The sequence below is a fragment of the Limnobaculum eriocheiris genome (genome assembly GCF_021010575.1).
Classification (GTDB): domain Bacteria; phylum Pseudomonadota; class Gammaproteobacteria; order Enterobacterales; family Enterobacteriaceae; genus Limnobaculum; species Limnobaculum eriocheiris.
Genome location: NZ_JAJNAG010000009.1, coordinates 66,513 through 93,482 on the forward strand (window position 1 = coordinate 66,513; position 26,970 = coordinate 93,482).

Consider the following 26,970-nt stretch of genomic DNA (forward strand, 5'->3'; position numbering starts at 1 on the left):
TCAATAAAGCCAGATGTTTGAGCCATTAGTCCCCTAACAGCACCGAATCCATGGCGATTTCTACCATCTGATTAAACGATGTCTGACGCAGTTCCGATGACAGCGCTTCACCGCTACGAATATGGTCGGATACGGTACAGATACACAGCGCTTTAGCGCCATACTCTGCGGCCACGCCGTAAATACCCGCCGCCTCCATCTCGATACCCAGAATGTTATATTTTTCCATTACGTCAAACATCTGCGGGTCCGGGTTATAGAACAGATCGGCAGAGAATATGTTGCCAACGTGAACCGGAACCTGCTTCGCCTCCGCTGCTGCCACCGCATGGCGTAATAAATCAAAGTCGGCAATGGCGGCGAAATCATGGCCCTTAAAGCGAATACGATTGACGTTGGAGTCGGTGCTGGCTCCCATTCCTATCACGATATCCCGCACTTTTACCTGCGGCAGCAAAGCCCCACAGGAGCCAATACGAATAATCTTATCCACCTGATATTCGGTAATCAGCTCTTTGGTATAGATGGAGCAGGAAGGGATCCCCATGCCGTGCCCCATCACGGAAACGCGCCGCCCCTTATAGGTGCCGGTATAGCCCAGCATATTTCTGACATCGGTGACTAATCGCGCATCCTGTAACAGGGTTTCTGCAATATGTTTGGCCCTGAGCGGGTCGCCGGGCATAAATACAACATCAGCAAAATCACCCGGTTCAGCATTAATATGTGGCGTTGCCATATCCGTTTCCTTTCACAAAGTGGTTAACTGGTTAATATGATTAAAATAGTGCTTTGCCGTAATCCATCGCCGACAGATTCAGGTGCTTCGCTACCGTTTGTCCGATATCCGCAAACGTATGCCGTAGCCCCAGCGGGCCGGGTTTCACTTTCGAGCCATATACCAATACCGGAATATGCTCCCGGGTATGATCGCTACCGCTCCAGCTAGGGTCACAGCCGTGATCGGCAGTCAGAATCAGCAAGTCATCTTCCCCTATTAGCGACAGCATTTCCGGCAGGCGGCGATCGAAATGTTCCAGCGCGGCGGCATAACCAGCAATATCACGGCGATGGCCGTAAGAAGAGTCAAAATCAACAAAGTTGGTAAATACAATGGTGTTATCACCCGCCTGTTTGATTTCCCGCAGCGAGGCGTCAAACAGCTCATCGATACCGGTGGCTTTAACCTTTTTGGTAATACCTTCATCCGCATAAATATCGGCAATCTTACCAATCGAGATCACCTGACCTTGTTTCTCGTCCACCAGTTTGTTCAGTACCGTAGGTGACGGTGGTTTTACCGCATAGTCGTGACGATTACCGGTACGTTTGAAGTTCTCCGGTTTATCGGCAACAAAAGGGCGGGCAATAACCCGGCCAATGTTATAGCCACCTTGCGTCAATTCTTCACGCACCAATGCACACAACTGATAGAGGTTTTCCAGACCATAGGTCTCTTCATGACAGGCGATTTGGAATACCGAATCTGCGGAAGTATAGAAAATCGGTTTGCCGGTTTTCATGTGCTCAACCCCCAGCTGCTCCAGAATGGCGGTGCCCGAGGCGTGGCAATTACCCAAATAGCCCGGCAGTTTCGCCCGCTCTACCAGCCTTTGTAATAGTTCAGGCGGGAAGCTATTGTTCACATCGCTGAAATAACCCCAGTCAAACAAGACCGGCACACCGGCAATCTCCCAGTGGCCGGATGGGGTGTCTTTACCGGAAGAGAGCTCTTCCGCATAGCCATAGGCTCCAATGATTTCTGCCCGTGGATCCAGCCCTGGGGGAAACTCACCTGAAGCCTGCTCATTGGCCTTACCCAAGCCCAACTGATTCAGATTAGGTAACGCGAGCGGGCCGCTGCGCCCAATATCTGCACGACCCTGCTGGCAGGCCTGAGCAATGTGCCCCAGTGTGTTTGCTCCCACATCACCAAATTTATCAGCATCTCGCGTAGCGCCAATACCAAACGAATCGAGAACCATAATAAAAACACGTTTCATGCTTATATCCTTCAGATAGTCGTCACTGGCGTTTTGGCAAAACCAGCCGTATGGCAGAGGAGCTTCCTGTTAGAACAGGAGTCGGGTTCCCTGCTGTTTAAAATAGTGCTGCCAGTCGCTGTCAGGCTGGCAATCGGTTACCACACAGGTAAAGGCATCCAGAGAAGCAAAACGCCCTACCCTCACCTGTTCAAACTTATTATGATCGGCAACCAGAATACTTTGCGACGCCACCGCCATTGCCTGCGTCTTTAAAGTAATTTCATCAAGAATAAAGGTGGTGACACCCTGGGTTAATGAAACACCGGCAGCAGAAATAAATGCTTTGTGGGGGCGTAGATAATGCAGTTCGTTATGACCACCAACGGTGGTAAAAATATGAGTACTGGTTTTAAATTCACCCCCGCACAAAATCACCTTACAATTCGGCTTTTCCTGTAGGGCCATAAACGTATTTAATGAATAACAGATACCGGTAAAACAGCGCTCATCCGGAATACTTTCAATAATAAACGGCACGGTAGTGCCCGAATCAAAAAGTATGACTTCATCATCATTAATCAGTTGAGCAGCCAGTTGGCCTATATAGCGCTTTTCATCAATATTCTTAAATTGCTGTTCACAGAAGAAATATTGATTAACGCCATTCACCTTTGGATCGGTAACAATATATCCACCCAGTAATATCAGCGATGAGGGTTCTGCATTCAGATCGCGGCGAATGGTCATTTCTGACACATTCAGCTGTTGAGCCGCATCACGTACATAGACCTTATCGGTATCTTTTAAAATCTGGGTAAGTTTATATATTCGCTCCGTCCGACGACTGCTCATTGGTACTCCTGTCAGGTTAGTAATCTTTCTTCTCGCCAGCCTGCCCCGACACAATACTTACGCCCGAGCTGGTACCGATTCGAGTGGCGCCAGCATTAATCATCAGGGTGGCGGTTTCTCGTGAACGTATACCACCGGATGCTTTAACGCCCATCTTCTTCCCGACAGTGTTACGCATCAGTGACACATGTTCAACCGTTGCGCCACCGCTACTGAATCCGGTAGAGGTTTTAACGAAATCCACCTGCAAATCGCGGCAAATTTGGCAAACCTTAACGATTTCTTCATCGCTAAGTAAGCAAGTTTCCAGAATCACTTTCAGCGTCGTGTTACCACAGGCATATTTAACCGCCCTGATATCCGTCGTTACATCATCAATCCAACCATTTTTCAGCCAGCCCACATTGATGACCATATCGATCTCTTGTGCTCCAAGTTCTATTGCCGATTTAGCTTCAAATACTTTCACCGGCGTCAGGCAAGCACCTAACGGAAAACCAATAACACTACACACTTTTACCGAAGTTCCGGCTAATTGAGCGCTCACTAATGGCACATAACCCGAATTAACACAGACGGCAAAAAAGTGATATTCACGCGCTTCGCGACAAACCTGAATAATTTGTTCCGCCGTCGCATTCATTGCCAGCAATGTATGATCAATATATTGCTCATAACGTATTGATTGACTCATTGTTTTACCTTTTCCATTCAATCTGACAGGAGTATTTCGTCTGCATAACGAAAAATGTTATTTAAATAACATCACACAAAATCATTAAAATCAATAATATTGATATTTTCATATTGGGATTAATGTCACAGTAAAAACATTAATGAATAATTAATGTTACTCCGCAAACAATAGACCATATTAATACTGAGATCTCAATTTTCATTCGTGATGAAAATGTATCTCAGTGTTTATTCTATCTGTAGCATTGGCTATCGCGAATTACGGAGTATTCTGTGAAATATCTTATTGGAATAGCAGGTATTATTGTTATTTTAGCTCTGGCACTCTTAGCCAGTAATAACCGAAAAAAGTCAGATATCCTTATATTTTTATTATGCTTGGCCTGCAATTATTATTGGCCTTTCTGCTGCTGAATACTACTGGTGGCAGTACACTGATTGGGGGAATTGCCACTATTTTTGATAAATTATTAAAATATGCGGCAGAGGGTGCGAATTTCGTTTTTGGCGGCTTACTAAACGAAAATAAATTTTCGTTTTTTATCATGGTATTAATGCCTATCGTTTTTATTTCTGCACTTATCGGGATAATGCAATATATTCATCTACCGAGCCGGGTAATTATTATTCTTAGTACTTTATTAAGAAAGATTGGTTTAATTAAGAGTAACCAGTCCGCTTCTTTTTTAAGTCAGTCATTTCTGACGATGATCATTAAAGGTATTGGTATTTTATTAAGTAAAGTGAACGGCATGGGCAAGCTGGAATCTTATAATGCCGTTGCTTCTGCCATTCTTGGCCAGTCTGAAGTTTTTATTTCCGTAAAAAAATCATTGGGTTTTCTTCCACAGCATCGCCTTTACACGCTCTGTACTTCGGCCATGTCGACCATTTCCATGTCCATCGTCGGTGCTTATATGACGCTGTTAAATCCGGTGTATGTGGTTACCGCTATTGTCTTAAACCTGTTTGGTGGATTTATTATTGCTTCCATGATTAACCCTTATCGGGTCGATCCTGAGGAAGATGTTTTGGAGGTGGTTGCAGAAGAGAAGCAGAGTTTCTTTGAAATGCTGGGAGAATATATCCTCGACGGTTTCAAAGTTGCCATTATTGTTGGCGCAATGCTGATTGGTTTTATCGCCATCATCGCCATGATTAACGCAATCTTCAGCTATTTGTTTGGTATCTCTTTCCAGGATTTCCTGGGGTATGTGTTCTCACCGTTAGCCTTTTTAGTGGGTATTCCATGGGATGAGGCGGTTAGCGCCGGTAGTCTGATGGGAACCAAGCTGGTGAGTAACGAGTTTGTGGCGATGGACCAACTGAAGCAGGGTTTAGACAACGGGACTTTGCTGTTCTCTGAACACAGCAAAGCTATTGTTTCTGTGTTTCTGGTCTCTTTTGCCAACTTCTCCTCTATTGGCATTATCAGCGGCGCAATTAAAGCGCTGAACCCGCAACAGGGGAATGTAGCATCACGCTTTGGTTTGAAACTGCTGTATGGTGCAACATTAGTTAGCTTCCTGAGCGCTGCCATCGTCGGGCTGGTTCACCACTAATAACGACATTTGAACAATTTGAACCGGCGCCATTCGCCGGTTTACTCAATAAGAAGGTAAATACTATGAGAATCGTTGATCTGATCGCCAAAAAGCGCGACGGCAAAGAACTTTCCGCCCAAGAAATTGAATTCTTCATCAAAGGTTATACCGAAGGTTCTATTCCTGACTATCAGGCCAGCGCAATGATGATGGCAATCTACTTTCAGGATATGAGCGATCGCGAATGTGCAGACCTGACCATGGCGATGGTGAACTCTGGTGACACCATTGATTTATCGGCTATTGACGGTATTAAAGTGGATAAACATTCAACCGGTGGCGTTGGCGATACCACCACGCTGGTACTGGCTCCGTTAGTTGCAGCCCTTGATATTCCGGTAGCGAAGATGTCTGGCCGCGGCCTGGGGCATACCGGCGGTACTCTGGATAAGCTGGAGTCAGTGAAAGGTTTTCATATTGAAATCAATAAAGATGAATTTATCGATTTGGTTAATCGCCATAAAGTGGCGGTTATTGGTCAGTCGGGTAATTTAACGCCGGCAGACAAAAAGATGTATGCCCTGCGGGACGTTACCGGCACCGTCAACTCGATTCCACTTATCGCCAGCTCGATTATGAGCAAAAAGATTGCCGCAGGTTCCGATGCCATTGTACTGGATGTGAAAACCGGCGCTGGCGCATTTATGAAAACCGATGAAGATGCCATTGCGTTAGCCAAATCGATGGTGCGCATTGGTAACAATGTGGGTCGGCATACTATGGCGGTAATTTCCGATATGTCGCAGCCGCTTGGTTTTGCCATCGGTAATGCGCTGGAAGTTCAGGAGGCCATTGATACGCTAAAGGGCAAAGGCCCGGCGGATCTGACGGAGCTAACGCTGGTATTAGGCAGCCAAATGGTGGTGTTAGCCAAAAAAGCCAAAACCCTGGAGGAAGCCCGCCAGATGCTGCTTGAAGTGATTAACAATGGTAAAGCACTGGAGAAATTCAGAGAGTTTTTAGCCAATCAGGGGGGTGATGCCTCGGTTGTTGACCATCCGGAAAGATTACCTCAGGCGAAATTCAAAATTGAAGTACCTGCGAAAACCTCTGGCGTAGTAGCAAATATTATCGCCGATGAAATTGGCGTTGCCGCTATGCTGTTAGGTGCAGGCCGGGCCACGAAAGAAGACGATATTGATTTAGCCGTTGGGCTGATGCTGCATAAGAAAGTGGGTGATAGCGTTAAGGCCGGTGATTCACTGGTAACCATTTATGCTAACCGACAAGAGGTTTCCGGCGTGATGGATAAGATCTATAACAGTATCGCGATTGCCGAACACGGGCAGGCTCCAAAGCTGATTCATACGGTCATTACTCAGTAATCCACCGGGTTATCTACCATCTTTTATCACAAGGAAATGACTATGACTGATAATGAACTGATTGAACTGGCTAAAAAAGCCCACCAGTCCTCCTACAGCCCCTACTCTAACTTTGCCGTTGGGGCGGCGCTGCTTGCGGATAACAATCAGGTATTTCTCGGCTGTAACGTTGAGAATGCCTCCTATGGTTTAACCAACTGCGCAGAAAGAACGGCCATATTCAAAGCGGTATCAGAAGGCCAGCGTCAGTTTAAAAAGCTGGTCATCATCGGCGATACCGAAGGCCCAATCTCCCCTTGTGGCGCCTGCCGTCAGGTGATTAACGAATTTTGCGCCCAAGATATGCCGGTTTTGATGGTCAATATGAAGGGTGAAGTAAAGCATACGTCGATAGCCGAGCTACTACCTTACTCGTTTGGGCCAGAAGACCTAAGTTAACGCAGTGCCCTTGGCAGTTGGCAGTTGGCAGTTGGCAGTTGGCAGTTGGCAGTTGGCAGTTGGCAGTTGGCAGTTGGCAGTTGGCAGTTGGCAGTTGGCAGTTGGCAGTTGGCAGTTGGCAGTTGACCTTATCTTTTTGCCCTTCTATAGAGCACTGGAATTCAGCCGACAACTGAGAGAGGGTAGCACGCCAAACAAGGATGTTTGGCGAGGCGCTGCTTCGCCGGGAGCGAATCAGCGCCGGTGCGTAAGCCCGAACGAAGGCGGAGGGAAGTCGCCATCAGGCGACCTGGATTCGGGTGCGAAGGCGCGGGGGTGCAGGGGGCGTTCGCCTTTTAACGCCCCTTGCTCGGCCACTCGCACAATAGCTAATACAGACTCTGCACGATTAGTGGACGAAACTAACTCAAAGCTAAAAAATCACCTATCACACCAATAGAAAATACCCACACAAACGATAATGATTATCAATTCATATTCAGTGCTATACTGATAACCCACCATGAAACTGAAATGAGCTGTCTTATACACAGCGTAAATATCCTTTGAGGAGTGATACGATGAGTTATACCCTTCCTACCCTGCCCTATGCTTACGATGCTCTGGAACCTCACTTTGATAAACAAACCATGGAAATCCACCACAGTAAACATCATCAGGCTTATGTCAATAATGCTAATGCTGCGCTGGAAACGCTGTCTGACGATCTGAAAAAACTCTCTGCTGAAGAACTGATTGCTCAGTTAGATAAAGTACCTGCGGAGAAGCGTACCGTATTAAGAAACAACGCCGGTGGTCATGCAAATCACAGCCTGTTCTGGAAAGGTTTGAAAAAAGGCACTACCCTGCAAGGCGATCTGAAAGCGGCGATTGAACGTGATTTTGGTAGCGTTGAAAGCTTTAAAGAGAAGTTTGAACAAGCTGCTGCTACCCGTTTTGGTTCCGGCTGGGCCTGGCTGGTATTAAAAGATGGCAAACTGGCGGTAGTTTCTACTGCTAATCAGGACAGCCCTCTGATGGGCGAAAGCGTATCTGGCGCATCAGGCTTCCCGATTGTGGGCCTGGACGTTTGGGAACATGCTTACTATCTGAAATTCCAGAACCGTCGTCCTGATTATATTAAAGAATTCTGGAACGTAGTGAACTGGGATGAAGCGGCCAAACGTTTTGCTGAAGCAAAGTAATAATATAACCCTTTAGATTTCATATAAATAATGGCGGCAATAGTGAACAACTTACTATTGCCGCCTGAATAAACATCCGGTTATCTGCCTCTCGATTAGATTTTCTTTCCTGCGTCCTGAAAAGATAAATATTCTTTTAACAAAAGCTGAATTTTCTATGGTGAAAAATGATTTCTCCAATGACGCTTTCCCTTCTCAGGCTATCATCTTCATAAGCCGATAGTTTATCCATGTGATAAAAGTGGTCATTTGTAGTAGAATAGCGCCCTGATTTTATTCACATTCTATTTTTAGGGAAATTGACATGCATTCTATTCCAACCTGCCCGGTCTGTTCATCAGAAAATACCTATCCGGACGGAGACATGTTCATCTGCCCTGATTGCGCTCACGAGTGGAACCCTTCAGAGCCAGAGTCAGCAGATGGTGATGCGAGAGTGGTGAAAGACAGTAATGGTAACGTATTAGCCGACGGCGATTGCGTAACCCTGATTAAGGACCTGAAATTAAAGGGTTCTTCAACCGTACTGAAAGTAGGTAGCAAATCCAAACCTATTCGTCTGGTTGACGGTGACCATGAAATCGACTGCAAAATCGACAACACCAGCGTTATGCTGAAAGCCTGCTTCGTTAAGAAAGTCTGATTAAGCAGCAATAAAGCCACCGCTTTGTCTGAAAGCCGTGGCTTTTTTTCGCTCCTCCACACCCGCCAAAAAAGCACTGTCCCTATATCAAAAACTGGATATGACCAATAACAGTCAGTATGCTGAAATAAAATAGTTACTCAGTAAAACGGCGGTTACCATGCACTCTCCCCTTGTCTATATTGGCAAAATTAAACCCTATTATGACCACTCACCCAGCGCCATCGATAAACGCGCGGTTGACGGTGAACTGATACTCACACCGCTGGGTTTTGAAGGGGATCAGCAGGCAGACCATCGCCATCACGGCGGTGCCGATCGCGCGTTATGTCACTATCCACGAGAACATTACGACTACTGGAAGATGCGCTTTCCTGAACAGGCCGATCAATTTGTTGCACCGCTGTTTGGAGAAAACCTCTCCACCCTGACACTGACGGAAGAAACGGTTTTTATTGGTGATATCTTCCGCTGGGGGCAAACGCTTATTCAGGTAACCCAGCCCCGTTCTCCCTGTTATAAGCTAAATTACCATTGTCATATTAGTGATTTCGCCCGCATTATGCAGAGCAGCGGTCGCTGTGGCTGGCTCTATCGGGTGGTTTCTGCCGGTAAGGTTAACCCTGATCAACCGTTAGAATTAGTAAGCCGCAATAGTGATGTTTCCGTCGCTGAAGCCATTTCTATTGCTTTTAATTCACCCTTTGATGAAGAGCAGTATCATCGTTTACTTTCAGCCAGCGCGCTGTCCGCCAGCTGGAGCAAGAATATGCAGATGAGAATACTGACCAAACATATCGAAGATATGGAACGTCGACTGGTGGGTATAACTGTTGATTGATTAATTAATCAATACATAATCCATGTTACGATAAAGTATATAGCCATACTGCTAATGCTTTTGGCAGTTCCCTATCTCTTTATAACTGATGATGGATATGTTGATGACGAAAACCGCTGCGCCTTCTATGGCGGAATCCCTGACGCGCGATCTTGCTATTCGCATTATGCGTGGTGATTTATCACAAGTGCCGTCTCTGCCGGGTGAAAACGAACTGGCGCTGCAATATCAGGTTTCACGTACCACCATCCGGAATGCACTACAGGTTCTTTCGGCTAAGGGCATGGTTTCTATTCAGCCCAAGCGCCGCAGCGTGGTGACGCCTCGTGAACAGTGGAACTTTCTAGACTCAGAAGTCCTGCTTTGGCTGACCGAAGGCGGAATGGGACAGGAGATGGTTGAGCAGTTGATGGTCACCCGTCTGATTTTTGAACCTAATGTCGCTGCGCTGGCGGCGGCCAATGCCACCGGTCGGGATTTAGCCGCCATGGAAGATGCTTGTCACTTAATGTCTGATGGGCAGCAGCAGAATGCCCGTGAACTGTTTGAACAAGGTGATTTAGCCTTCCACCTTGCATTGCTACGTGCCAGCCACAACCCTTTTTTGCTGTCCCTCAGTAACGCCCTTTCGTCTGCGATGTCCCTCTCTTTCAAGCAGACACTGGAAGAAGATGTCCGCCTGACCAAAGAGGCCGTCACTCAACACGTCGCCTTACTGGATGCCATTCGCCTTAAGCAGGTTGATACCGCTAAGCTGCGGATGCGCGACATTCTGTTAAAAGCAGCGCAAAAACGACTACAGAGCCACCAGCCAGAAATCTTTACCCATATCGACTGATTGCTAAATTTTTTCACAATACGATCTGCTTCACAGATCGTAACCTTCTTTTATCTTACGATTCTTGTAATACAAGATTACAAAGGTTGTAATACTAATGAAAAGGTGGATTGCTGTAGATTGGGGTACAACCAATTTCCGGGCATTTCTGATGCAGGGAAACAAATGTATTGAACGTTGTGCCCAGGGACCGGGCTTACTGCAAATTGAGCAGGGAAGCTTCGAACAGGAGTTATCGCGTTTATTACAACCCTGGTTTGCGCAGGCATCTTATCCGATTATTATGGCCGGTATGGTTGGTTCACAGCAGGGATGGCATGAAGTGCCTTATGTAGAGGCACCCTGTACCTTTGCTTCACTGGCAGAACAGGCTTTCTCTTTCACTACCCGTTGGGCGAGCCCGGTCTGGATCATTCCCGGTGTTCGTTGTCATAGCCCTTACCAGCAGCCAGACGTGATGCGTGGGGAAGAGGTGCAATTAGCCGGGCTTTCAGCCATCAACGGTTCTGCCAGATACCAGATTATTTTACCCGGCACCCACAGCAAGCATGTATTGATAGATAACCAATCCATCTCTCATTTCTCTACCTATATGACAGGTGAACTGTTTGCTTTACTGAGCCAGCACTCTATTCTCGGCAGAGCGCTTCCACCACAAGAATATAGTTTGGAGGTTTTCCATTTCGCTATCGAGTTAGCCCAGCGTAAAACGCCACTCAGTCACCAGCTGTTTTCTGCCCGTACTTATCGCTTAAACAAAGAGATAGCAGAACAGCATATTCACAGCTATCTATCTGGATTATTAATTGGTGCTGAACTGGTTACCTGCTCAACAACCCAACCAATATGGTGCGTTGGTTCACCCAAACTCACAGAAAACTACGCACAAGCGGCCAAATACCTGGGAATTAACCTTCAGACCATCGATGGTGATGAGTGCTTTATCCGGGGCATTAGCCATCTTTACGCACATATCGCAGGAGAAAAGCCATGACCGCAGAGCAATTTCACAATCAATTACGCCAGAGCCAATTACCGCTGATCGCCATTTTACGCGGCATTACACCGGATGAAGCTCATGACGCAGCGCAGCTATTGGTGGAGTGCGGTTTTCGCTTCCTTGAAGTTCCACTTAACAGCCCGGAGCCGTTAAAAACGGTGAAGATTATGCTGGATGCCGTAGCCGGAAAAGCCCGGGTAGGTGCAGGTACGGTGTTAACCGCGGAACAGGTTAAACAGGTTCATGATGTGGGCGGTGAGTTAATTATCTCCCCCAACTTCTCTCCTGCCGTAGTCAAAGCCAGTGCAGAACTAAAGTTAACCAGCCTGCCGGGTGTGGCAACGCCATCAGAAGCTTTTGCGGCCATTGAGGCCGGTGCTTGCGGTTTAAAGCTCTACCCTGCGGAGATGATTCCGCCATCGGTGATGAAAGCAATGCGTGTAGTGCTGCCCAAAACCATCGCCTGCCTGCCGGTTGGCGGTATTCAGGCTGACGCCATACAAATGAAAACATATTGTCAGGCCGGTGCCGATGGTTTTGGTCTGGGTGGTGGGCTTTATCAGGCGGGAATGTCCATGAAGACGCTGGAAGCTAATGCCATTCGCTATCGTGATGCCTGGCTTAATAGCCTGAAGGCGTAATCAGAATATTAACGAATTAGAAAGAATAAAGTGTTTATCGCTTTATAACGGATGAAATGCCTTCCGGTAGTTAAAGAAGGCTATATCCAAAAATAATTCCGGTTGCACCAGGGCGGCGTGTGAACGCAGTCAATCAGGAAGCAGCCTGAAGTATGATGGATATATTTATCTTATTGGTATGACGTAGTAATAAAAACAAACGATTCATTTCTTAAAACTTAAGAAAAGAAGGGCAACCATTTTTCTTTTTTAGGCAGGAATCGTAATATTTAACCAGAAATATAATAAGGACAACCTATGTCTGAAATCACAATAGAACAAACGCAAACCGCCACCTCGGCAGAAAACAGCGTTTACCAGAAAATAACCCGAAGGCTAATTCCTTTTCTGATTTTATGCTATTTCTTTGCCTATCTGGATCGCGTTAACGTTGGCTTTGCGAAATTGCATATGCAGGATGCCCTGAACTTCAGCAATACCGTTTATGGCTTAGGTGCAGGTATATTCTTTCTTGGTTATTTTATATTTGAATTACCCAGTAATCTGTTAATGCAGAAATACGGGCCACGTTTTTGGATTGCCAGAATTATGGCGAGCTGGGCCATTATTTCAGCAGCCATGATGTTTGTGACCACACCTACCTCATTCTATATTTTACGTTTCCTGCTGGGGATTGCAGAAGCGGGCTTTTTCCCCGGCATCGTTTTCTATCTCACTTTGTGGTTCCCGTCATGGCGTTCAGCCAGAACCCTTGGCCTGTTTATTCTGGTTACGCCGCTATCCACCATTATTGGCAGCCCGCTCTCCGGTTTGATTCTCAAGCTGTTTGAGGACGTTGGTGGTCTGCATAACTGGCAGTGGTTATTTCTGGTAGAGGCCATTCCCTCTTTTCTGCTGGCCTTTGTGGTTTTGCGCTTTTTAGATAACGACGTGAAATCCGCTAAATGGTTATCTGATGAAGAAAAAGCCATTGTTATTCGCGATCTGGCTAAAGATCAGGAAAATAAACGCATCGCTAACCACGGGAAAATCGATACCAGCCTGAAAAGCATGTTAAGTAACCCTTATATCTGGCTGCTGTCATTAATCTTCTTTAGCTTCAATATTGGCTACTACGGAATTAACTTCTGGTTGCCATCCATCATTAAAACCTCCGGCGTCACTGATGACCTCCATATTGGCTTGTTGACCGCACTACCTTATCTGTTTGGTGCCTGTGTCATGGTGTGGAACAGCCATCATTCCGATCTTAAAAACGAACGCCGCTGGCATATCGCTATTCCTGCCATCATTGGCTGTATTGGTCTGGTACTCAGCACTTACTATAACGGCTCTACGTTCTGGATGATGGCCTGGATTTGCGTGGCCATGTGCGGAACATTAGCGCTTATCCCAACGTACATAAGCCTGCCGGGTTCTATCCTGTCAGGAACTGCGGCTGCCGCAGGGATTGCCGTGGTTAACTCCATTGGCAACCTGGCGGGATTCTTTGGTCCTACCGTTCTTGGGTGGCTGTAACAGCTTCAGTTGCCGGACAAACAGGCAAAGCCTGTTTGAACAGCGCTTGCGCTGGCCCGACGCGCTCCACAGCTAAGTACAGGCGGTCTTCCGGCCGGGCACGAAGGTGATGTGAGCAACATCGTTTTTACGACCAGAATATTTATTGAAGCCAATTTATCAGGTTTATCAACAAACAACCCTAAAACTTCCCTCTGGCATACCCCGTGACTTCCTTCAACCCCATCTCACGACCCAGCGCTGTCATTGGGTGAACCACTTCCAGCCCTTTCACCTTTTTCTTTAATGCACCCATATCGGCTTGTTCAGCTTTGGTAATCGGGCGACTAAACGGCATCTTTTGAATTTTTTGCGCTTTGGCACTTAAAACCTGACTTTTCTCTTGTCGAAGTCTTTCAATTTCGGTTTGTAGCGTCAATTTTTCAGCATCAATCTCGCTGAAATCCGCTTCCACCCCTTTGGTTATAATCTCTTTTTCTTTACGGTTTAGCGCATCGAGACGGTCGCTCAATCGCTTAATTTCTGCCGCCTGTTGTTTCATAACTCGACCTTAAATTCTGGCTTTAAATAGTGGGGTATCCCGTCTTACGGAATAGTCTGACAAGGAGTATAAACGTTACCGAATCTCAGTACTAACTTTGCGTATAGAATCATGACTTCACAGAAGAGAGAACAAAAAAAGGGTCACTATAAAAAGCGACCCTTTTAATCTTTTTCGCTGACGAATCAGCAAATATTACATGATTTGCGCGATTTTACGTGCAATGTCCATCAGCGCTTGCTGGTTCTTTTGTAAAGACGCATTCATTTCATTGAATTTATCCAGTCCAGCCTGTTCAGTAAATTGAACCACCGGGCCGTTATATTCAATTTTATTACCCTGAGCTTTCAGGAAATCAGAAATGGTTAGAATGTCGCTAAAAGTAGAATCCAACAGCGTTAAGGTTTGTCTGCTTAAGTCACCTTGCTGGGTAACCACTTTGGCATAGGCTTTGTCATAAACCACTTTTAAATCTTCTGGCAGTTTCATCGCCGCATAGCTATCAGCAGTTTGCTTAACAATACCGTCCAGTTTAGCCTGAACCGCTTTAGTCTCTGCCTGAGCTTTTTCAACTTTCTCACGGTTTTCAACCATCGCTTTCATGCTGTTCAGCGTTCTTAGCTCAGTCATTGAAGATTGCATCGCACCTGAAAACGCACTGTCCAGTTGGCTGGTGAAGCTGGTTAACAGCGCATAATCTTTGGTGTAGTTACCAAAAGCTTTCTCTTGGTCTTTACTTAATTCCGGTAAGCGGATTTTAGTGCCGTCAATCACTTGCGTCTGTAGAAACTCACTGAACGCTTTACGCTGCTCTGGCTCATTATCACCACAACCCGCTAATTGAAATACCAGACCCAAAGCAAACAGGGGGGCTAAAAAGCGAACCCATGTTTTTTGTTTAACTAAAGACATACATGCTCCTGAAATTTATTCACTAAAATCCATTATTTACTCTGCGGAAAGCGAATCCTTTATTCACACATCGATATGCCGCAGAAACTGGGATACGTTAGCATTCGATGTTAATTGAATAAAGCGATTAAACTAAAATGCCGAATATTATTGTATAGTTAATTGAAAATTATAAGATTATTTAACAACGCCATAGACATGGTTTAGAACATGAAACAATAGCTAAAACCAAAAGCGGGGGGATGTTTATTCGTTTTCTGTTTAAAGTGTGTTTAAGAATATCACCTGCCGGAATAGTGTTTACCGCAGCATTCAATATTCCCGGCTCATTAATGCACTATTGGTGATAAAAAACCCCACCAAAATTTTTGATGAGGTTTTTATTACTAAAGTTATTGGTTAATTACTTCTGGCCCAGTAAATATTTAACCACCTGACCGAATTCCTGAATAAAGCCTTCAACACTTTTAGCTTCTAAACCATCATTCTTAACCAGATATTTTCCATTAACGATAACGGAAGGTACGCTTCTTAAATCAACTTCCTCTGCCAGTTTACGCTGTTGAGCAGTCAGAGATTTAACAATGAAGCTATTCCACGCGCTATCAAACTCTTCACCGCTTACGCCGGCTTCAATAAATGCCTGACGAATACCGTCCAGATTGCGAATAGTTTGAGTTTTCTGGACGCCGTTAAAAATCAGCGGAGCAACTTTATCCTGAACGCCTAAAGTAATGGCAACAGCCCATGCCTGAGTCAGTTGGGAGCCTAATTCACCCCCCATAAAGTCGACGTGATATTTAACAATTTTACCGCCTGCAGGCAGTTGCTTCTTAAACTCATCGCTCATGTGATAAACGTTTTCGAAGTCATAACAGTGCGGGCAGAAAAAGGAGAAAAACTCTAATACCTGCGGCTCTTCCGTTGCACTTCTGTCCAGAGTGACAAACTGCTTACCATTTTGAAAGTTGGAGGCGACCACCGCTGAACTGCTACTACCAGTAGGCTTGGAATCTGCAATTGCCGGGGTAGAAGAGTTTGACCAAATAAAAAAAGCACCAACAGCAACTGCTGCACACACCAACACTAACCACATCTTTTTCATAACAATACTCCGTAAAACAATAATCAGTACATTGGCATCAGTTGCAACGGCAGAACCTGTAGCAACTTAGCCTGTTCAGTAAACAACGATGGCTGCGCCTGCCAAAAATCATTATCTGCAATCCAGGGAAAACTTTTTGGAAACGCGGGATCCTCCCAACGGCGAACCACCCAAGCAAGGTAATAAACCATCCGCATACAGCGTAATGGCTCGATCAGTGCCAATTCCCTCTGATCGAAATCAGCAAACTCACTGTAGGACTCAACAAACAGATCCAACTGCATCAGCTGTTCTGAACGCTCACCCTGTAATAGCATCCACATATCTTGCACCACCGGCCCGTTACGGGCATCGTCCAAATCAACAAACATTGGACCATCGCGCCACAAAATATTTCCCGGATGACAATCACCATGCAGACGGGATAACGTCCAATCCGTATGCCAGTGCTGTTCCACGGCCTGGATTAACTCATCCAATACCGGTAATAGTAGCGGTTTAACGCTTGCTGGCACCAGAGGACTCTCCTCCAGTACCTGACGAGGTTGGTAAAGATATTCATCCAACCCCATGGTTGGCCGGGCAACAAACGGCTGTTGTCTGCCAACCTGATGAATTCGTCCCAGAAAACGGGCAACCCATTCCAGATGGTCAAGGTTATCTACTTCATACTGACGCCCGCCCATACTGGGGAAAACGGCAAACATATACCCCTGATGGTGATGTAATGTCTGCTTATTTATCACCAGCGGAGCGACAACCGGGATCTCTGTTTCAGACAACGTTAAAGAGAAATCGTGCTCTTCTTGTATCTGTTCCGGTGACCAACGCTCCGGGCGGTAAAATTTTGCCACGTAACGTTTACGATCTTCATCCATAAACTGATATACGCGGTTCTCATAACTGTTCAGCGCGGTAAGCCCGGAATCCACACGTAACCCGACACTTTCCAGTGCATCCAGTATCATGTCGGGCATTAAGGTATGGAAAGCAAATGCTGCTGAATTCATAAGAAATTTATATCACCACAGGGTTATTCGGCTATCAGCCGGTTATCATACACAGGACTTAATCTTTTAAAATACCGCGTGCGCGTAACAGGGCGGTTTTAAAATCTTCTTCGTAATCTTTCTTTAAGCCGGGGATGACTTCGCTACGATCGCTGTCACGCATCTTGAGATGGTAAATCAGCACATCGTCAGTTAATTCACTCAGCGGGCCGGTAAAACCTGCTTCTGTCGCCAATTTTTGCAGAAACTGGACCAGATTCAGATCCGGATCTTTCTGCCAGGCTGGATGGATAAGTTCAATCAGTTCATTGACGCGATGGCATTTCATAACGCCTCTCCCTTTTATTCAAAAGAGTCACAAGGTATCAGGGTTAATCAAATTTTAACAGCTTGTTATTTCATCATGCGAGCCATATTAATCGCTTCGATTAACTTAGCCCGATTTATTTGCGGATTGTTGCTGTCCAGTAACTGTTGCCAGATATCAATTGCCTGCGAATATTGAGCATTCAGGAAGTGATCCGATGCCAGAAGCATTAGGGCCGTCACCTGATTAGGTTCCAGAGCCAGAGCCTGGTTAATTAAAGTCTGTGCCTGAGGCGTCATACGCTGACCAGCCTGATAATAAAGCGTGGTAGCTTTCGCCGTGAGAACCTCCGCGTCGTTACCGCGTAGCTGTGTCACCTTATCGAAGGCAATTAGCGCATTTTCAAATTCATTACTGTTGAGATAACGTTGACCAAGCAAGAACCAGGCTTCCGGATCGCCGGGCGACTGGCGGATACGCTGCTGAAGTTCTGTTACGACCTTATCCTGAATCTGGCTGACATCCATACCGGAGAAGGGATCGGTATGGTTTTCCCTGCTGTATTGTACCGACGCCTGATACTGACCAACGTAGCCATATCCCACCGCGGTAACCAGTATCACTATTGCCGTCATCACTGCCGGAATGATTTTCGATGTTTGGTTGGATATCGCCACCGCCGTTTTTTCAACCGGTGCCATATTCTGCAACAGGCTCAGGGAGAGCTCCTGCTGAAATTCGTCTGACAGGCCATTTACTTTTTCCTGCTCGGAAAACAGCTTTCCGGCTAACACCACTTGCTGCTGATAAAGGGCCAGATTAGTATCATTGCGTAAGTCACGATCGCTGACCGTTGGTATAGTTGAACGAATCACCGGTAGCCAAATAATCAGCAGAATCAGACAAAGCATCAGCCCTGCACCACTCCAGAAAATCATCATGGCTTATTCTCCAGCCATTTATCCAACTGGCGTTTTTGCACTTCCGTTAACGTCGGAGGCGGCAGTTGGCGACGTTTCTTTACATATCGCCAGATAACCCAAAGCCCAAACAGTAGAAATACCAACGGGCTACACCACAGCAGAGCGGTCTGGCTATTAAAACGAGGCTTATATAATACGAAATCGCCAAAGCGCCGGGTCATAAAGCTGACGATCTGCTCATCAGATTTACCCTCATCCACCATACGGTAGACTTCCAGACGCAGGTCATGGGCGATAGGAGAAGTGGATTCAACCAGATTCTGGTTCTGGCACTGTGGGCAACGTAGCTGTTTCGCCAGACTAATGGCCCGTTGCTGATTCTCCGGATTTTTAAACTGCCAGGTATCAACAATCTCCGCCCGCAGTGGTAATGCCATTAACATCAGTAATATCAGGCGACAAAACAGACGCATCATGAAGAACCTCCTGATGCCATACTTTGCAGCACTTCAATTTTAGGCTGAAACTCTTTTTGCCAGATGTCCTGATTCAACTCACCGGAATACCGATAGCGAATAATGCCCTGACTGTCGATCAAATAGGTTTCCGGCGTGCCATATACGCCCAGATCCAGCGCCAGCTTACCCTTTGGGTCATAAACTGAACGAAGATACGGATTCCCCAACTTATTAAGGACTTCCAGTGCAGCCGGGCGGTTATCCCGATAGTTCAAACCGTAAAGCTTAAACTCAGGGCGTTCGCGCAGAGTTTGCAGGAATGGAAACTCGAGCTTGCAGGATGGGCACCAACTGGCCCATACATTTAATACCGTAATGTGCCCGACAAAATCTTGCTGGCTAAAAGTTTTATTACGCAGCAGTAAATCTTCAGCCACAAACTCGGGCATCGGCTTATCCTGCTGAATCAATCCTAACTGGTGGGGGTCTTGCTTTAAGCCAAAATAGAGGGCAATGCCCATCAATAGCACCAGAAACAGGGGCAAGAACAGTTTTAGCCGATTCATGATGCCACCTCATTCTGATAACACGCATTATCTTTCTTTCTGCTGCGTTTACTCCACAGACTGCATACTCCGCCCAGAACCATTAGTAATCCACCGCCCCATACCCAACGAATAAACGGCTTATGGTGGAAACGCAGGGCATAGTTCTGTTTATCAACTTTCTCCCCCATGACCACATACAGATCTGCAAGCAAGTTCCAGGATATCCCCGGTTCGCTCATCAGCATGGTTCTGACCGTATAGTGGCGACGCTCCGGCATCAATAGCGTAACCTCTTTACCATCACGGGTAACGCGAATAGTAGCCTGCTCTGCCGTGTAGTTAGGGCCAACCAACAGCTTAGTTTCATCATAATGGAACCGGTAACCGCTTAACGTACTTTCACTTCCCGGCCCCATTTTTACTCCGGTTTCGGTGGAATAATAGCTGGATAACGTAATACCTATCGCAGTAACCGCTACGCCACAGTGGGCTAACAGCACGCCCAAACGCCGTAATGATAACTGTCTGATAAAGGTAACGTTGCTGACAATAACCCATACGGACAGCACCAAAGCAACCGCCACCATCGGATAAAAGCGTTCGAACATCAGGGCGGCAGCACTGCCTGCAATCAACGCCAATATAGCCAAAACAGACAGCCATTTTATCTGGCCTGATGCCATACTTTTCCAACGGCTCAGAGGTGAAATACCCATCACCATCAGGATCAGTAACATCGGTGGTACAAAGGTGCTGTTAAAGTAAGGTGCGCCAACCGAGATAGAGCCTAACCCCAGCGCGGTAAACAACATAGGGTAGAAGGTGCCAATCAATACAATCAAGGTCGCAACACTCAACAGCACGTTTGCCATCAGCAAGAGCGCTTCACGAGAAAACAGGTTAAAACGGGCAACGGCCGACTGGGTATTGGCTCTGAGAGCAAACAGCGTTAACGCTCCAACGATCGCCACACCAAGCAGCAACAGCAACATAATGCCGCGATCGGGATCGACCGCAAAAGCATGAACAGAGGTTAATACGCCGGAACGAACAATAAAGGTACCCAGCAGGCTCAAGGCAAAGGTAAAAATCGACAGCAGCAAACTCCAGTAACTGAAAGTGCCACGTTGTTCCGTCACAATCAGCGCATGCAGCAGCGCCGTACCTGATAGCCAGGGCATTAAAGAGGCGTTTTCAACCGGGTCCCAAAACCACCATCCGCCCCAGCCCAGTTCGTAATAGGCCCACCACGAACCTAAAATAATACCGGCGGTTAAACAAATCCATGCGGCTAACGCCCATGGACGGCTCCAGTAAGCAACCGCGGCATCCATGCGCCCACTTAACAGTGCCGCAATAGCAAAAGCGAAATTAACCGCAAATCCTACATAGCCGAGATACAGCAACGGAGGATGAAAAATCAGGCCAACGTCTTGTAACATTGGGTTAAGATCCCGCCCTTCCATCGGTGCAGGAAATACTCTCTCAAACGGGTTGGAGTACAGCAGGATAAACAGGCAAAAGCCCACCATAATCAAACCAAGAATCGCCAGCACGGTGCTATTAAGCTGTATATCCATACGGCGACGCAATGCGGCAACCAGCGCGCTCCATACCGAGAGAGAAAACAGCCAGAACAGCATGGAGCCTTCATGCCCACCCCACACGGCCGCAACTTTAAAAAACAGCGGTAACTGGGAGTTAGAGTGCTGGGCGACATACATGACGGAGAAGTCATCGGTCGCAAAACTGTAACCGAGTAACGAGATAGACAGGGTAATCAGCAGGCAAACCCCATAACTCAGGGGAGCTGCATAGCGAATGAGTAATGCCCGCCGGCAATAAATGCCTGCCAGCGGAGCAATACTCAGTAATATCGCAAGTGCTAAAGCACCTGCCAGGGATAGCAGCCCCAAATCAGGGATCATGCTATATCCTTTTTATCAAACATTCAGGCTACCGTCATTTGACCGGCATACAGGATAAAGAAACGTAATAGCAATATGCCGGAGAGTCCCATACATGCGACCGCTATTATATAACTTTTACTGTGCTGAACGCGCTTGCTGCACACCATACTCATGATCAGCGGCAATAAAATTCCCAACCCGATCACGCCAAACCAGAAAACGTTCGACCAGAACCCACCGCCAATTGCTGCAACCGCCGCCGCCTCTCTCTGACCGCCGCCAAAGAACAGGCCAACAAACAGGGCCAGCAACAGGAACAGTTCAAACAGTACAACCGGTTTTTCAATCTGATGAACAAAATGAACCGACGGACTATCTACCGGCTGCTTAAACCAGACAATACCAAACAGCACCGCCGCCGCCGCTCCGGATGAAATACCGGAGAACAGAAACAGCACCGGAAGTACCGGGTTATTCAGCATTGGATAGGTTTTCAGTGCCGACAGCAGGAAACCAGTATAAGCCCCCAGCGCTACCGCTAGGAAAATCATTAACGGCTCCAGCACCCTCTCAAAACGGGCAAATACTGCAATAATGCCATTAATCCAGCTAAACCCTTTAAAGCGCTGCTCCAGAAAGTTAGCAATCTCCTGACGAAACAGCACCGCCAGCCAGGCTATCAGGACTAACATATACACCTGAAACAGCATCACCCCCATCGACATAACCGATGTTGGGCTATAGAAAATCATCAGGTACCAGAAAGTCCACGGACGTGTCAGGTGGAAAATCAGAATCACCAGACCAACAATCACTGTCAGTGGGGCAATGATTGCCGTTGCTTTAATGATGCCATCACGGCTTGCGCCATCGGCTAACACCCGGCGTTTAAGAAACACCGCAATGGTCGCCATGCCCGCAGAAACGCCAATCAGGAACAGATAAATGGCGATTGGCCAGTCCCAAACCAGGGATTCAAAATGGAAAGCGCTGCTCATCCTTTAATCTCCCCATGTTTGCTTGGAATACGATACATTTTCGGCTCGGTTCCTAAATGTACCTTCGCACGGTAAGTGGTCTTGTTTTCTATCAGTTTCACAATGTCACTATTTGGATCGTCCAGATTACCAAAGGTTAACGCCTTGGTAGGACAGGATTCCACACAGGCAGGTAGTTTGCCCTGAGCTAAATTGGTATCACGACAGAAGTTACATTTGTCTGCCGTTTTTCTGACAGGATGAATAAAGCGTACACGATACGGACAGGCAGCAATGCAATACTGACAGCCAACGCAACGTTCCGGATTAACTTCAACAATACCCGTGGCAGCATCTTTATAAGAAGCCCCTGTCGGACAGACATCCACACAAGGCGGGTTATCACAATGCTGACAAGAGTGACGATAAAACTGATATTTTGCCTCAGGAAACTCTCCTATAGGGCCAGTGCGGATAATATTTAACCGCGATACCCCTTCAGGAACTTTATTCACCTGCCGGCAAGCATCCATACACGCGGTGCAGCCAATACAACGAGTTTCGTCATACACCATGCCATAACGAATGCCGTTAATTGACATAGTCTGCGCCAGCGAACGGTTAACCGGGCCGGTCATAAAGATTACTGCTCCCATACCGGCAATAAAATGACGGCGTGAGCAACTCATGGGGTTTCCTTCTCTTTTTGGTATTGCTGCTGTTGTTTACTGTGGCAGTCAACACATAGCTTGATCTGACCTTTCTGATCCAATCCTTGTACCGGATCTTTAGCCGGATGTAACTGGTGACAGCTGGCACAGGACGTTTTCAGGATATGGACATCATGAGCCCATAACGCCGTGCGTAATTTCTCTGGCTGGTGACAAGTCATACAAACCTGATTTTGCTTATCAACCGGGAATACGTCTTCATTAAAACGCATGGCATCCGCAACGCCATTACGGTGTTCCGGAGTGATTTTGCCGTGACAGTTGGTACAGGTCACCGGCAGTTGGTTATTTGGGTTAATCGCTTTTGAATGCGCGCCGTGCATGCCATCCTTAGTGTCTTTATGACACTGAGTACAGGCATAGTCACGATTGCGCTGTAACTCTACTTTATATTCGGACGATACTTCTGTTTTCTGCTCCGGTAGCGGTTCTGCGGATGACGGCATTGCCGTCAGCGCAAACATTGATACCAGCATTAACAGCCCGCCCTTAAATAATGAACGTAAACTGCCCATGATAATTCCACCTTATTTGGGCCCCGGCATACCGGGGCCGATAACTTTATTTGCTTAACAAGCGCTCTTCTTTTCTGGCGTTTGCGTCCCATTCCGCTACGCGGGTTTTCAGGAACTCTTGCTTGTCGCTCTCAAGTTTTTGCATATCCATACCTAATGCTTTTTGAGCATTAGCTTTAGTGGAAAGATCAGGTAATGCGATTTCGTGAGTAATACCTTTAGTTGCTAACAACCGAGCCAGTTTAGTACGGGCATCAGCCGCTTTATCTAACGCAGTACCCAGAATTTTCAGGCCAACTTCAGGTGCGTGCATATGAATACCGTGCGAGGCAATGGCATAGTCCCAACGCCATTGCGCATGGCGGATATCCAACAGGATTGGTTTCATCTCTTCTTCGGTTGCACCGGCATCCCATGCTGCTTTAGCCTCGAAGTGAGCATGAACTAACTGAGCTTCTGTTTTCTTCTTCAGTTCTCTGACCGCTTCTTTTCTGGCAGCAACGATATCCTGTAACTGTTCTTTAGTTTGGGTGTGACAGCTGGCGCAGGTTTCATTGAATCGATCAAAAGGGTTACCAATTTTATGGTCGGTAAACACTTTACCTTCTGCGTTTTGTACCTTCGGCATATGACAGTCAATACAGGTCACATTGTTCTTACCGTGGATACCCTGACTCCAGGTTTCATACTCCGGGTGCTGCGCCTTCAGCATCGGTGTTTTAGATAACTGATGAGTCCAGTCAGAGAATGCGATGTTATCGTAGTACTCTTCCATTTTCTCTACGGTTATCCCTTTATCCCAAGGGAACTTAACCGCTTTGCTTTTGCCTTCGAAATAGTATTCAACGTGGCAGTTACTACAAACCATAGCTTGTTTATCCAGATGACTGGCTTTATCAAATGGTTTACCAATCGCTTCCAACGCACGAACGGCATAAGGACGAGACATATTAAGTGCTGGTTTACCTTCAGCGAAATCTTTAGATGCAGTGTCATGACAGTCAGCACAGCCGATTGGGTTCACAATCTGCGCGCCGCCTCTTGACCACATGCCTTCAAAATATTTGTCTTCGCCACCTTCATCGATCAGACGAGCCACATCCGGGCTTTTACAGCTCCAGCATGCCATCGGCAGCGGGCCATCGGTATCTTTCATTGGTGCCCCGGTACGCAGAGTTTCGCGCACGTCAGTAATGGCATAGAAGTGGCCACGTGCTTTTTTATAATCTTTTGCAAATGGATAACCGGCCCAAAGAATAACCATATCAGGATATTCATCCAGACCGCCGCCTAACTTGTTTGACTCGCTGGTTGCGCGCCATGAATCGTATTGATCCGCATGATCTTTTGCAAAGACCTCATTACGGGCCTCTACATTCGATTTATTAGCTAATGCTGTATTGCCCACCAAAAGTGATGCAAACAATATCAGTAAGCTAGCTGATAACTTTGCCTTAATCTTGCCCACGGTAAGTACTCCCATTTATTATAAGTTCGGCGTTCGTTGAGCCGATTACCAAGATATTGATATCTTTTTATGTGCTGCTTCCAATGCACTAAATCACTACTCAAGTAGTATTTTATTATCCCCCTAAATATAACTATTTAGAGAGCAAATAAATATTTGTCTTAATATTGGTTGTTTTAGATCAATGAATAATGTGGGTAAAAATCATTTTCTTGATAGGGTTCAAATAATATTTTCAGCCATCAATTCAATATACTCACAAATAGTTACGTAAATAATTAACTATTTATAGGTATATAATTGCCCAACAATTAAATTAATATACCTAATAATGGTTATGTTTATTTTGGAATAAAGAAATATAAACATAATATATATAACGGAATTCATTTTGATATCTGAATGAAAATTATTATCAATAAAGCAAATAAACAGGACTATTTATCAGTGAACGCGTTAAAATAGCACTCCTTGTTGAGCAGGTTAAAGGGAGAGTGCAATGTCGATACCTTCAATTACCGGAGCCATTCTGGCCGGTGGGCAGGCAACCAGAATGGGTGGTACAGACAAAGGTTTAGTTACCATTGGTGGTACTCCGCTATACCTGCATGTTCTTACGCGTCTTAAGCCTCAGGTTGAGAGTATTATTATCAGCGCTAACCGCAACACAGAAGAGTATAAAAAAAGCGGCCATCCGGTATTCCAGGACTCTATTGAAGGCTTCAAGGGGCCTTTAGCGGGTATTTTAACCATGCTGGAAAATAGCCCGACAGAATGGGTTCTGTTTGCGCCCTGCGATACCCCCCTCATTCCCGATTCTCTAGCGAAAAGATTATGGCACCACCGAAATAATCAGCCCGTAGCTTATGTGGATGATGGAGAGCGAGCACATCCTACTCTGGCATTAATGAATATCTGCCTGATAACACCACTACGCAACTACCTTCAGGGAGGCGATCGTAAGCTTATGATCTTCTTATCCCAACAACAGGCCACCGCGGTTGATTTTAGTGATATGCCGCAGGCCTTTAAAAATATAAATACATTGGATGAATGCCGTAACTGGAATAAATAAAATATGATAATAACAACGATACAACGCATTCCTTTATTAGGCATAACTGCATACAGCGGTACCGGAAAAACGACTTTGCTTAAACAGTTGATTCCCGCCTTATCCAACATGGACATTCGCTGTGCGCTTATCAAACATTCCCATCACAATATGGACATTGATATACCGGGAAAAGACAGCTACGAATTACGTAAAGCCGGTGCATCACAAACCATTGTGGCCTGCGATCAACGCTGGGCTTTAATGACAGAAACACCAGACAGAGCCATAAGTCTGACAGAACTGGCAGATAAGTTTGATGTTAATCAGATTGATTTAGTTCTGGTTGAAGGTTTTAAGCACGAGCCTATTAATAAAATAGCGTTATTTCGCCGTTCAGTGGGTAAACCTCTGGATGGACTAATCGATAATCATGTTATTGCACTGGCAACAGACGAGGAGATATCCGTTAATGTTCCACTGCTGGATATAAATAACCTTGAGCAGATCGCTGACTTTATTCAGAGTTGGTTAAATAATAAAAATATAATAGTTAACTAACAGTGGCATTCGTTATATCAGAAAAAAGCTGTTGCATAACGCATTGAAAATTTACTGCTAAAGCGTTTCATCAACTTCAATAAATATAAATAAATTATCTTTATCCATTATTAATTTTGGCATCTTCGATATCTATTTTTCCTACTGGCAGAAATATCTTCTCTTTAGTATCAGCCTGTTTACGTGATGCAAGAAGGCAATCTGAACTCATGGCTTCAATTTGCTGGTAAACCTGACAAATGGACTTGAGCGGATATTCGGTCGTGACGCATATTTAGTGTTGTGGTATTCTTCGCCCTTTGGATGATTGATGGCAAAGATTGATGTAGTTTGTCCCCGCTGTTCTGAAACGAGTGATGTGATCCGAAACGGTCATTCCACCTCC

29 protein-coding genes and 1 pseudogene are annotated in these 26,970 nt (G+C 46.0%); 13 read left to right on the forward strand and 17 right to left on the reverse strand.

Annotated features, from left to right (window positions below; translation table 11 throughout):
- Positions 1–25: 25 nt before the first annotated feature.
- The 4 genes from deoD to deoC form a co-directional block, all read right to left on the reverse strand.
- The gene (gene deoD, locus LPW36_RS06395) at positions 26–739 is read right to left on the reverse strand and encodes a purine-nucleoside phosphorylase (protein WP_230608679.1); all 714 of its coding nucleotides are present in this window, start codon (positions 737–739) and stop codon (positions 26–28) included.
- A 40-nt stretch (positions 740–779) separates the two neighbouring features.
- On the reverse strand, positions 780–2,003 hold the full coding sequence (gene deoB / locus LPW36_RS06400; protein WP_230608680.1) for a phosphopentomutase: 1,224 nt from the start codon (positions 2,001–2,003) through the stop codon (positions 780–782).
- Between the two features lie 69 nt (positions 2,004–2,072).
- Positions 2,073–2,837, reverse strand: coding sequence for a DNA-binding transcriptional repressor DeoR (deoR, locus tag LPW36_RS06405; RefSeq protein WP_230608681.1), 765 nt, complete (start codon positions 2,835–2,837; stop codon positions 2,073–2,075).
- 16 nt (positions 2,838–2,853) lie between these two features.
- On the reverse strand, positions 2,854–3,531 hold the full coding sequence (gene deoC, locus LPW36_RS06410) for a deoxyribose-phosphate aldolase (RefSeq protein WP_230608682.1): 678 nt from the start codon (positions 3,529–3,531) through the stop codon (positions 2,854–2,856).
- 275 nt (positions 3,532–3,806) lie between these two features.
- Here deoC and LPW36_RS06415 point away from each other — a divergent pair.
- From LPW36_RS06415 to LPW36_RS06460, 10 genes and pseudogenes are all read left to right on the forward strand, one after another.
- A pseudogene (locus tag LPW36_RS06415) lies at positions 3,807–5,095 on the forward strand (NupC/NupG family nucleoside CNT transporter).
- Between the two features lie 65 nt (positions 5,096–5,160).
- Positions 5,161–6,462, forward strand: a complete 1,302-nt coding sequence (locus LPW36_RS06420) for a pyrimidine-nucleoside phosphorylase (RefSeq protein WP_230608683.1) — start codon at positions 5,161–5,163, stop codon at positions 6,460–6,462.
- Between the two features lie 42 nt (positions 6,463–6,504).
- A complete protein-coding gene (gene cdd, locus LPW36_RS06425) occupies positions 6,505–6,900 on the forward strand; it encodes a cytidine deaminase (RefSeq protein WP_230608684.1) in 396 nt (131 codons plus the stop codon).
- Positions 6,901–7,460: 560 nt separating this feature from the next.
- A complete protein-coding gene (sodA, locus tag LPW36_RS06430; protein ID WP_218466529.1) occupies positions 7,461–8,084 on the forward strand; it encodes a superoxide dismutase [Mn] in 624 nt (207 codons plus the stop codon).
- 304 nt (positions 8,085–8,388) lie between these two features.
- Positions 8,389–8,727 (forward strand): zinc ribbon domain-containing protein YjdM, encoded by a 339-nt coding sequence (locus LPW36_RS06435; protein ID WP_230608685.1) that lies wholly within the window; start codon positions 8,389–8,391, stop codon positions 8,725–8,727.
- 160 nt (positions 8,728–8,887) lie between these two features.
- Positions 8,888–9,568 (forward strand): 6-hydroxyaminopurine reductase, encoded by a 681-nt coding sequence (gene yiiM / locus LPW36_RS06440; RefSeq protein ID WP_230608686.1) that lies wholly within the window; start codon positions 8,888–8,890, stop codon positions 9,566–9,568.
- Positions 9,569–9,671: 103 nt separating this feature from the next.
- Positions 9,672–10,406, forward strand: coding sequence for a FadR/GntR family transcriptional regulator (locus tag LPW36_RS06445; protein ID WP_230608687.1), 735 nt, complete (start codon positions 9,672–9,674; stop codon positions 10,404–10,406).
- A 97-nt stretch (positions 10,407–10,503) separates the two neighbouring features.
- Positions 10,504–11,400 (forward strand): 2-dehydro-3-deoxygalactonokinase, encoded by an 897-nt coding sequence (locus tag LPW36_RS06450; protein WP_230608688.1) that lies wholly within the window; start codon positions 10,504–10,506, stop codon positions 11,398–11,400.
- On the forward strand, positions 11,397–12,047 hold the full coding sequence (locus tag LPW36_RS06455; protein ID WP_230608689.1) for a 2-dehydro-3-deoxy-6-phosphogalactonate aldolase: 651 nt from the start codon (positions 11,397–11,399) through the stop codon (positions 12,045–12,047). Before LPW36_RS06450 ends, LPW36_RS06455 begins: the two co-directional genes overlap by 4 nt.
- Positions 12,048–12,344: 297 nt before the next feature.
- Positions 12,345–13,565 (forward strand): MFS transporter, encoded by a 1,221-nt coding sequence (locus tag LPW36_RS06460; RefSeq protein WP_230608690.1) that lies wholly within the window; start codon positions 12,345–12,347, stop codon positions 13,563–13,565.
- A 181-nt stretch (positions 13,566–13,746) separates the two neighbouring features.
- Here LPW36_RS06460 and LPW36_RS06465 read toward each other — a convergent pair whose 3' ends face one another.
- From LPW36_RS06465 to nrfA, 13 genes are all read right to left on the reverse strand, one after another.
- A complete protein-coding gene (locus LPW36_RS06465; protein WP_230608691.1) occupies positions 13,747–14,106 on the reverse strand; it encodes a YibL family ribosome-associated protein in 360 nt (119 codons plus the stop codon).
- A 195-nt stretch (positions 14,107–14,301) separates the two neighbouring features.
- Entirely contained in the window at positions 14,302–15,018 is a 717-nt protein-coding gene (locus LPW36_RS06470; protein ID WP_230608692.1) for a DUF3053 family protein, read from the reverse strand.
- Positions 15,019–15,421: 403 nt separating this feature from the next.
- Positions 15,422–16,123 carry a thiol:disulfide interchange protein DsbA gene (gene dsbA, locus LPW36_RS06475; RefSeq protein WP_230608693.1) on the reverse strand — a complete coding sequence of 234 codons (702 nt, stop codon included), beginning with the start codon at positions 16,121–16,123 and terminating at the stop codon, positions 15,422–15,424.
- A gap of 23 nt (positions 16,124–16,146) precedes the next feature.
- Positions 16,147–17,133: a serine/threonine protein kinase gene (locus LPW36_RS06480; protein WP_230608694.1), complete on the reverse strand. Its 987-nt coding sequence runs from the start codon at positions 17,131–17,133 to the stop codon at positions 16,147–16,149.
- A gap of 58 nt (positions 17,134–17,191) precedes the next feature.
- Positions 17,192–17,461, reverse strand: a complete 270-nt coding sequence (locus LPW36_RS06485) for a YihD family protein (protein WP_230608695.1) — start codon at positions 17,459–17,461, stop codon at positions 17,192–17,194.
- Between the two features lie 65 nt (positions 17,462–17,526).
- Positions 17,527–18,381 (reverse strand): c-type cytochrome biogenesis protein CcmI, encoded by an 855-nt coding sequence (gene ccmI, locus LPW36_RS06490; RefSeq protein WP_230608696.1) that lies wholly within the window; start codon positions 18,379–18,381, stop codon positions 17,527–17,529.
- On the reverse strand, positions 18,378–18,836 hold the full coding sequence (nrfF, locus tag LPW36_RS06495) for a heme lyase NrfEFG subunit NrfF (protein ID WP_420844736.1): 459 nt from the start codon (positions 18,834–18,836) through the stop codon (positions 18,378–18,380). The genes ccmI and nrfF overlap by 4 nt, the downstream gene beginning before the upstream one ends.
- Positions 18,836–19,387 carry a DsbE family thiol:disulfide interchange protein gene (locus LPW36_RS06500; RefSeq protein WP_230608697.1) on the reverse strand — a complete coding sequence of 184 codons (552 nt, stop codon included), beginning with the start codon at positions 19,385–19,387 and terminating at the stop codon, positions 18,836–18,838. Before LPW36_RS06500 ends, nrfF begins: the two co-directional genes overlap by 1 nt.
- On the reverse strand, positions 19,384–21,297 hold the full coding sequence (locus tag LPW36_RS06505) for a heme lyase CcmF/NrfE family subunit (protein WP_230608698.1): 1,914 nt from the start codon (positions 21,295–21,297) through the stop codon (positions 19,384–19,386). Before LPW36_RS06505 ends, LPW36_RS06500 begins: the two co-directional genes overlap by 4 nt.
- 23 nt (positions 21,298–21,320) lie before the next feature.
- Positions 21,321–22,277 carry a cytochrome c nitrite reductase subunit NrfD gene (nrfD, locus tag LPW36_RS06510; protein ID WP_230608699.1) on the reverse strand — a complete coding sequence of 319 codons (957 nt, stop codon included), beginning with the start codon at positions 22,275–22,277 and terminating at the stop codon, positions 21,321–21,323.
- Complete coding sequence (gene nrfC / locus LPW36_RS06515) at positions 22,274–22,945, reverse strand: cytochrome c nitrite reductase Fe-S protein (protein ID WP_230608700.1); 672 nt, start codon at positions 22,943–22,945, stop codon at positions 22,274–22,276. Before nrfC ends, nrfD begins: the two co-directional genes overlap by 4 nt.
- Positions 22,942–23,502 carry a cytochrome c nitrite reductase pentaheme subunit gene (nrfB, locus tag LPW36_RS06520; RefSeq protein ID WP_230608701.1) on the reverse strand — a complete coding sequence of 187 codons (561 nt, stop codon included), beginning with the start codon at positions 23,500–23,502 and terminating at the stop codon, positions 22,942–22,944. The genes nrfC and nrfB overlap by 4 nt, the downstream gene beginning before the upstream one ends.
- 46 nt (positions 23,503–23,548) lie before the next feature.
- Entirely contained in the window at positions 23,549–24,985 is a 1,437-nt protein-coding gene (gene nrfA / locus LPW36_RS06525; RefSeq protein WP_230608702.1) for an ammonia-forming nitrite reductase cytochrome c552 subunit, read from the reverse strand.
- Positions 24,986–25,469: 484 nt separating this feature from the next.
- On the opposite strand from nrfA, the gene mobA reads away from it, so the two are divergent.
- The 3 genes from mobA to LPW36_RS06540 all read left to right on the forward strand — a co-directional run.
- Positions 25,470–26,045, forward strand: a complete 576-nt coding sequence (gene mobA, locus LPW36_RS06530) for a molybdenum cofactor guanylyltransferase MobA (protein WP_230608703.1) — start codon at positions 25,470–25,472, stop codon at positions 26,043–26,045.
- A 3-nt stretch (positions 26,046–26,048) separates the two neighbouring features.
- Positions 26,049–26,585 carry a molybdopterin-guanine dinucleotide biosynthesis protein MobB gene (gene mobB, locus LPW36_RS06535; protein WP_230608704.1) on the forward strand — a complete coding sequence of 179 codons (537 nt, stop codon included), beginning with the start codon at positions 26,049–26,051 and terminating at the stop codon, positions 26,583–26,585.
- A 310-nt stretch (positions 26,586–26,895) separates the two neighbouring features.
- The coding region (locus LPW36_RS06540; protein WP_338085967.1) for an IS1 family transposase at positions 26,896–26,970 on the forward strand (75 nt) is incomplete at its 3' end.